The organism is Sinorhizobium sp. BJ1, from assembly GCF_002531555.1.
Classification (GTDB): domain Bacteria; phylum Pseudomonadota; class Alphaproteobacteria; order Rhizobiales; family Rhizobiaceae; genus Sinorhizobium; species Sinorhizobium fredii_B.
In genome coordinates this window covers 1-6499 of record NZ_NWTH01000076.1, presented here as the reverse complement: position 1 = coordinate 6499, position 6499 = coordinate 1, and the positions used below count along the sequence as shown (strand labels likewise).

The window sequence follows — 6499 nt, the reverse complement described above, 5'->3', positions numbered from 1 at the left end:
CTTTGTTTGCCTCTACGGCCCTCCAAAAAATCAGAGGTCCCAGAAAACGGACTTTTTCAACGGTATCGGTCGAGAGTACGCCTTCATCAGCCTCGCGGAATGGTGGTGAGCAGAAGTCCAATTCGCTGAGCCGGAGGGCGGCATTTGCCGGACTCAGTTGCCATTCCCATCGCTTGGGGCTTGGACGTATAATGGCTGCGCAGAGCTTCTCTCGAAAGATCGTCGTCACCACGCCCCGGTTGGGCAGGGCGATCCACGATCTTTTGCAACGGGACCAGCTAAGCGCCATAACGAGGCACTATTCCTGTGGCGATAGACGAACCAGGCGGGCCAACCAAACGCGATTTCTCTATCTGGTGACAGCCATGGCGGGGGCCGTCGGTGTCGGGGCCGCGTCCTGGCCATTCATTGACCAGATGCGTCCTGACGCATCGACGCTCGCGATGGCCTCCATCGAGGTGGATGTATCACCCCTCGCAGAAGGCATGTCTCTGACCGTCAAATGGCGCGGTCGGCCGGTCTTCATTCGAAACCGCACCCAGCAGGAGATCGAGGCGGCAAAGGCGACAGCACTTGATGATCTAAAGGATCCATTCGCCCGGAACGCCAACCTTGCCGACGACCAGCCTGCGACCGATGTCGCCCGCTCCGCCGGGGAGGCGAAGGAGAACTGGATCGTGATGATTGGCGTCTGCACGCATCTCGGCTGCGTGCCTCTAGGACAGGCCGGCGATTTCGGGGGCTGGTTCTGCCCCTGCCACGGATCGCACTATGATACCGCCGGCAGGGTCCGCAAGGGACCCGCACCGGAGAACCTTGCGATTCCGCGCTTCGAATTCGTGTCCGAAACTGTTGTGCGGATTGGATAGTCCTCTGCCTGGTTAAATAACCCAGTGGAGGTCGGATGCGGCCTCGGTCGCAACTTTCCGTGACCGTCTTCCAATGAACGGCGCGCTATGCAAGCATAAGCGCATGTTCGCTGTCGTCGCGCTCCGGCGCTTTCTTTGTCTGTTAGCGCTGCTCGGGGTCGTGTTCGGTCCCGTGAGCATGAGCGTGGCGGCGAATGCGATGGCACTTTCGTCCGACATGCAGATGGAAGCCATGCCGGGCATGGAAGGCGCCGAGGACATGTCCTGCTGTCCGGAGCAGCAGCCCGCCCAAAAGAACGAATGCGGTAGGGCGTGTCCGCTCGCACTCTTATGCTCCTCCACCATTCTCGCCCATGAGGACACGGGCGGCCGGCGCATCAGTCTTGAGTCCCGCGAACTGTCGCACGGCTTGTTAGAGGACAGCCATCTGCCCTCGGCTATCATCGAGCCGCCCGCGCGACCTCCCAAGGCCTGATCTCACCTTCGATCCGCTGGATTCGTCCTGCCCAAGCGTCGGCGGGTGCATCCGACCATATTGTCTGTTCAAGGACGCGGCCGACCTGCCGGTCCTGGGTGAGATTTCGTATGAACCAATTTTCTCGCAAGGGAATCCTCGCATCGCTGGCGGTTGTGCTCGCCTCGACAACCACATCCTTCGCCACTGCAACGGACTACGAGTTCCAGCTCGTCCAGTCCGAGGTCGCGCAGAGTCCGGAAGCGACTGTCGCGGTTCGGCTGATCGACAAGCGAACGGAAAAGCCCGTTTCGGACGCGGTGATCTTCACCACGCGCCTCGACATGGCACCGGAAGGCATGGAGGCAATGACCACCTCTGTCGAGCCTGTGCCGTCTACGGAACCCGGCATCTACCGCTTCAAGACCAACCTCAGCATGGAAGGCGGCTGGCGCTTCAAGCTCGCTGCCAAGGTCCAGGGCGAGACCGACACCGTCCAAGGCGAAGTCATCCTGCAGGCGACACCGTGAAGACGTTCAAATTCCTGGTCCTCGTCAGCTCCCTCGCCGCCGCTGGCGGGGGAGGCTACGTGGCGGGCACGCGCGGCCTCGCCACCAACTTCCGCCAGTTTTTCCCCGGGCAGGCGCTCGGGGAAACAATGCCGCCCGCGGCCATGCCGACGGGCAAGGTCATCTACTACCGCCATCCGGACGGTGCGCCGGAGTATTCGGCTATGCCGAAGGAAACTCCTGACGGCCGCGCCTTCGTCGCCGTGCGGCAGAGCGAGGACGTATCCTTCGAGACGGTGGAGAAGGCATCCGCCGAAAGCGCGGGAGCCACGCCGAACGCGGGCGAGCGCAAGATACTCTATTACCGCAATCCCATGGGCCTGCCCGACACCTCCAAGGTGCCGAAGAAAGACTCGATGAGCATGGACTACATCCCGGTCTACGAGGGCGACGAGGCGGACACCTCCGTCGTCAAAGTTTCGCTCGGCAAGCTCCAGCGGACCGGGGTGAAGACAGCGACGGCGGAGCGAGCCGTCATCGCCCGCAAGGTGCGCGTGCCCGGCACTGTCGCATTCGACGAACGGCTGGTGCGGATTGTCTCGATGCGGGCGGACGCCTTCATCGAAGATGTCGCCGACGTCACCACAGGCGACCGAGTGAAAAAAGGTGACCGGCTCTTCCATTTCTATTCGAAGGAGATCGCCAAGGCCGGAGCTGAATACGCCACGGAACTGCGCGGCGGCGGCAAGCCCGACCTCGACGTCGGCGGCGCGCTGCAACTGCGCAATCTCGGCGTACCGGAAGAGGCGGTCCGGGCGATCGCGCGCGACCGGGCGGTGCCCAAGAGCATCGCCTACCTGTCGCCCGGCGACGGCGTCGTCCTCGAGCGCAACGCGACCACGGGCATGATGGCGGAGGCCGGCGACGTCCTGTTCCGCATCGCCGACACGTCCAGGGTGTGGGTGATCGCGGACGTCCCCGAATACGATGCCGCAGCCATCCGCAAGGGCGCGCCCGCCACGGTCAGCGTGCGCAATCTCCCCGGCAAGATGTTCGAAGGCACCGTCGACCTGATCTATCCCGAGGTTCAGGCGCAGACGCGGACGGCCAAGGTACGGGTTGAGCTCTCCAACGCCGATGGCCTGCTTCTCGCCAACATGTACGCCGAGGTCGAGATCGCCTCGGGCGAACCGGATCCGGTTGTCGCCGTGCCGAACAGCGCCGTCATCGACACGGGTGATCGCCAACTGGTGTTCGTCGACAAGGGCGACGGCCGCTTCGAACCGCGTGACGTCGCTCTCGGAGCGCGTGGCGATGACCGGACGGAGATCACGAAAGGGATCGAAGCCGGCGAGAAGATCGTGGTTGCCGCCAACTTCCTGCTCGACGCTGAAAGCAACCTCAACGCGGCGCTGAATTCGCTGACCGCGAGCGAGGCACAGCCATGATCTCCAACTTGATCGCCTGGTCCGCTCGCAATCTCGTGCTGATCTTCGTCGGCGCTGCGCTCTCGATCGCCGCCGGAGTCTATTCCCTGCGGACGCTTCCGCTGGATGCCATCCCGGACCTCTCGGACGTGCAGGTCATCGTCTTTACCGACTATCCCGGCCAGGCACCGCAGGTGGTCGAGGACCAGGTCACCTATCCGCTGACGACGTCCATGCTGACCGTCCCACGCTCGAGGGTCGTGCGCGGCTTCTCCTTCTTCGGGGTTTCCTTCGTCTACGTCATCTTCGAAGACGGGACCGATCCCTACTGGGCGCGCAGCCGCGTGCTCGAATACCTGAACGCCGCCTCCAGCAGGCTGCCCGAAGGCGTGTCGCCGAGCCTCGGCCCGGATGCGACGGGCGTGGGCTGGGTCTACCAGTACGCCCTCGTGGCGAAGGAACTGTCGCTGGCGGAACTCCGCTCGCTGCAGGATTGGGTTGTCCGCTTCGCCGCTTCGAAGTCCGAGGGCGTCGCCGAGGTCGCGAGCGTCGGCGGCTTCGTCAAGCAGTACTCCATCGTCGTCGACCCGGCACGCCTCAGAGCGCAGAACGTGACGCTTAAACAAGTCGCCGACGCGGTCCGCGCCAGCAATCGGGACGTCGGTGGGCGGACGGTCGAGATTTCCGAATTCGAGTTCATGGTCCGGGGCAAAGGCTACCTGCAGGGCATCAAGGACATCGAGAACATCGTTCTGATGACCGAAGGCGGCACGCCGCTCCGTCTTGGCGACGTAGCGCGGGTGGAGACGGTTCCAGACGAGCGCCGCGGCATTACTGAGTTGAACGGCGAAGGAGAGGTCGCAAGCGGCATCGTGCTGCAGCGGGTCGGCGAAAACGCGCTTAACGTCATCGACAGCGCCAAGAAGAGCCTGACGGCGATCAAGGAAAGCCTTCCCGCCGGCACGGAAATCCTGCCCGTCTACGATCGCTCGGAGCTGATCGAGGCGGCGATCGAGACGCTCAAGGGCACGCTCGTCGAGGAATCCGTCATCGTCGCCCTGGTCACGATCGCTTTCCTCCTCCATGTCCGCAGCGCCCTCGTTGCGATCATCATGCTGCCGATCGGCATCCTGATCTCCTTCGTCGCGATGCGCGCGCTCGGCATCGGGGCCAACATCATGAGCCTCGGCGGCATCGCCATCGCCATCGGCGCGATGATCGACGCGGCGATCGTCATGATCGAGAACGCCCACAAGCATCTGGAGCGCGCCCCGCCTGACAAATCCCGCACCGAGGTGCTGATCAAGGCGGCGAGCGAGGTCGGCCCGGCGCTCTTCTTCAGCCTGCTGATCATCACGGTATCGTTCCTGCCGATCTTCACGCTGGAGTCGCAGGAGGGACGGCTGTTCGGGCCGCTCGCATTCACCAAGACCTTCGCCATGGCGGCCGCCGCGCTCCTATCGGTGACGCTCGTTCCGGCGCTGATGGTGGTGTTCGTGCGAGGCCGGATCGTGCCGGAGCACAGAAACCCGCTGAATCGTTTTCTCATCTGGATCTACCGCCCGGTGATTGCCGGGGTGCTGCGGGCGAAGACGATCACGATCCTGCTGGCGGTCGCAGCACTTGTCGCGACGGTCTGGCCGGCGCGCCAGATCGGCATCGAGTTCATGCCGAGCCTCAACGAAGGCACGCTCATGTACATGCCGACGACCTTGCCCGGCCTGTCGGTGACAAAGGCGGCCGAGTTGATGCAGACTCAGGACCGGATCATCAAGTCCTTCCCGGAAGTCGAGACCGTCTTCGGCAAGGCGGGAAGGGCGCTGACCGCCACCGATCCCGCGCCGACGGAGATGTTCGAGACGATTATCACGCTGAAGCCGAAGCCAGAATGGCGTCCGGGCGTGACGATCGAGAGCCTCAAGCAGGAGATGGATGCGGCGCTGCAGTTCCCTGGCGTTTCCAATGCCTGGACCATGCCGATCCGCGCCCGCATCGATATGCTGTCGACGGGTATCCGCACCCCCGTCGGCGTCAAGGTGTACGGGACCGATCTCGGGGAGATGGAGCGGATCGCACGCGATATCGAGACTGTGCTCAAGACGATCCCCGGCACCACGAGCGCCTATGCCGAGCGCGTCATCGGCGGCTACTACCTCGACATCATCCCCGATCGCTTGGCGCTCGGGCGCTATGGCTTGAGCATCGGCGACGTCCAGGAGGTGATCGGCACGGCGCTCGGATCCGAGGTGGTGACCTCGACGGTCGAGGGCCGCGAGCGCTATGGCGTCGCGGTCCGCTATCCGCGGGCGTTCAGGAGCGATCCGCAATCGATCGCCCGCGACGTCGAGGTCGCGCTTCCCGGCGGCGGAACGGTTCCGCTCGGCGCTGTCGCCGACGTGACGCTGACCCGTGGGGCCACGACGATCCGCACCGAGAACGGCCAGCTCGCCGTCTACGTCTTCGTCGACATCGCCAATCGCGATCTCGGCGGCTACGTCGCGGAAGCGAAGAACGCGGTCGCCAAGAGCGTGACGATGCCCGCCGGCTACTCCGTCGCCTGGAGCGGCCAGTACGAGTACCTCGAACGGGCCAAGGCCCGCCTCGCGATGGTCGTGCCGCTGACGCTCGCACTGATCTTCCTGCTGCTCTACCTGAACTTCAAGGCGCTGACCGAGACGCTGATCGTCATGCTGTCGCTGCCCTTTGCGCTTGTCGGCGGCATCTGGCTGATGTGGTGGCTTGGCTTCAACGCCTCGGTGGCCGTGGTCGTCGGCTTCATCGCGCTCGCGGGCGTGGCGGCCGAGACCGGCGTGATCATGCTGATCTATCTCGACCAGGCGCTCCGGGAACGGCGCGCGGCATGCTCGGCTGAGAAGCGCGCGTTCACGCGAGACGACCTGCATCAGACGATCATGGTCGGTGCAGTCGAACGGGTGCGGCCGAAGATGATGACTGTCGTGGCGATCATCGCGGGGCTGGTGCCGATCCTCTGGAGCACGGGCACCGGCTCGGAGATCATGCAGCGTATCGCCGTGCCGATGATCGGTGGCATGATCTCGTCGACCGTGCTCACGCTCGCGGTGATCCCGGCGATCTACGGACTGGTGAAGGGCTGGCGGCTGGCGGCCGACAACCGACCAGCGGTCGAGGCCGCAGAGGAGAAGCTCTTGGAGGCGGCCGAGTAATGGAAAAGTCAAGCCGCTTTTCGGTTGGGATCGAATGCCTGTCTGGATCGGATCA

At 64.1% G+C, this 6499-nt stretch carries 6 protein-coding genes; 5 read left to right on the top strand and 1 reads right to left on the bottom strand.

Annotated elements, in window-relative coordinates:
- On the bottom strand, positions 1-289 hold a 289-nt coding region (locus CO676_RS35880), incomplete at its 3' end, for a hypothetical protein (protein ID WP_210202667.1).
- A 76-nt stretch (positions 290-365) separates the two neighbouring features.
- Here CO676_RS35880 and petA point away from each other — a divergent pair.
- The 5 genes from petA (at position 366) to CO676_RS33730 (ending at position 6444) form a co-directional block, all read left to right on the top strand.
- Complete coding sequence (petA, locus tag CO676_RS33750; RefSeq protein ID WP_245424656.1) at positions 366-869, top strand: ubiquinol-cytochrome c reductase iron-sulfur subunit; 504 nt, start codon at positions 366-368, stop codon at positions 867-869.
- Between the two features lie 73 nt (positions 870-942).
- Positions 943-1344 (top strand): hypothetical protein, encoded by a 402-nt coding sequence (locus tag CO676_RS33745; RefSeq protein WP_097524250.1) that lies wholly within the window; start codon positions 943-945, stop codon positions 1342-1344.
- Positions 1345-1454: 110 nt separating this feature from the next.
- Positions 1455-1853, top strand: a complete 399-nt coding sequence (locus tag CO676_RS33740) for a FixH family protein (RefSeq protein ID WP_014763452.1) — start codon at positions 1455-1457, stop codon at positions 1851-1853.
- On the top strand, positions 1850-3280 hold the full coding sequence (locus tag CO676_RS33735; protein WP_097524249.1) for an efflux RND transporter periplasmic adaptor subunit: 1431 nt from the start codon (positions 1850-1852) through the stop codon (positions 3278-3280). Before CO676_RS33740 ends, CO676_RS33735 begins: the two co-directional genes overlap by 4 nt.
- Positions 3277-6444, top strand: a complete 3168-nt coding sequence (locus tag CO676_RS33730; RefSeq protein ID WP_097524248.1) for a CusA/CzcA family heavy metal efflux RND transporter — start codon at positions 3277-3279, stop codon at positions 6442-6444. Before CO676_RS33735 ends, CO676_RS33730 begins: the two co-directional genes overlap by 4 nt.
- Positions 6445-6499: the final 55 nt, after the last annotated feature.

Coding starts and splice junctions, on each gene's coding strand:
- CO676_RS33740 (WP_014763452.1), top strand. CDS start 1,455: ATGAACCAATTTTCTCGCAAGGGAATCCTCGCATCGCTGGCGGTTGTG.
- CO676_RS33730 (WP_097524248.1), top strand. CDS start 3,277: ATGATCTCCAACTTGATCGCCTGGTCCGCTCGCAATCTCGTGCTGATC.
- petA (WP_245424656.1), top strand. CDS start 366: ATGGCGGGGGCCGTCGGTGTCGGGGCCGCGTCCTGGCCATTCATTGAC.
- CO676_RS33745 (WP_097524250.1), top strand. CDS start 943: ATGAACGGCGCGCTATGCAAGCATAAGCGCATGTTCGCTGTCGTCGCG.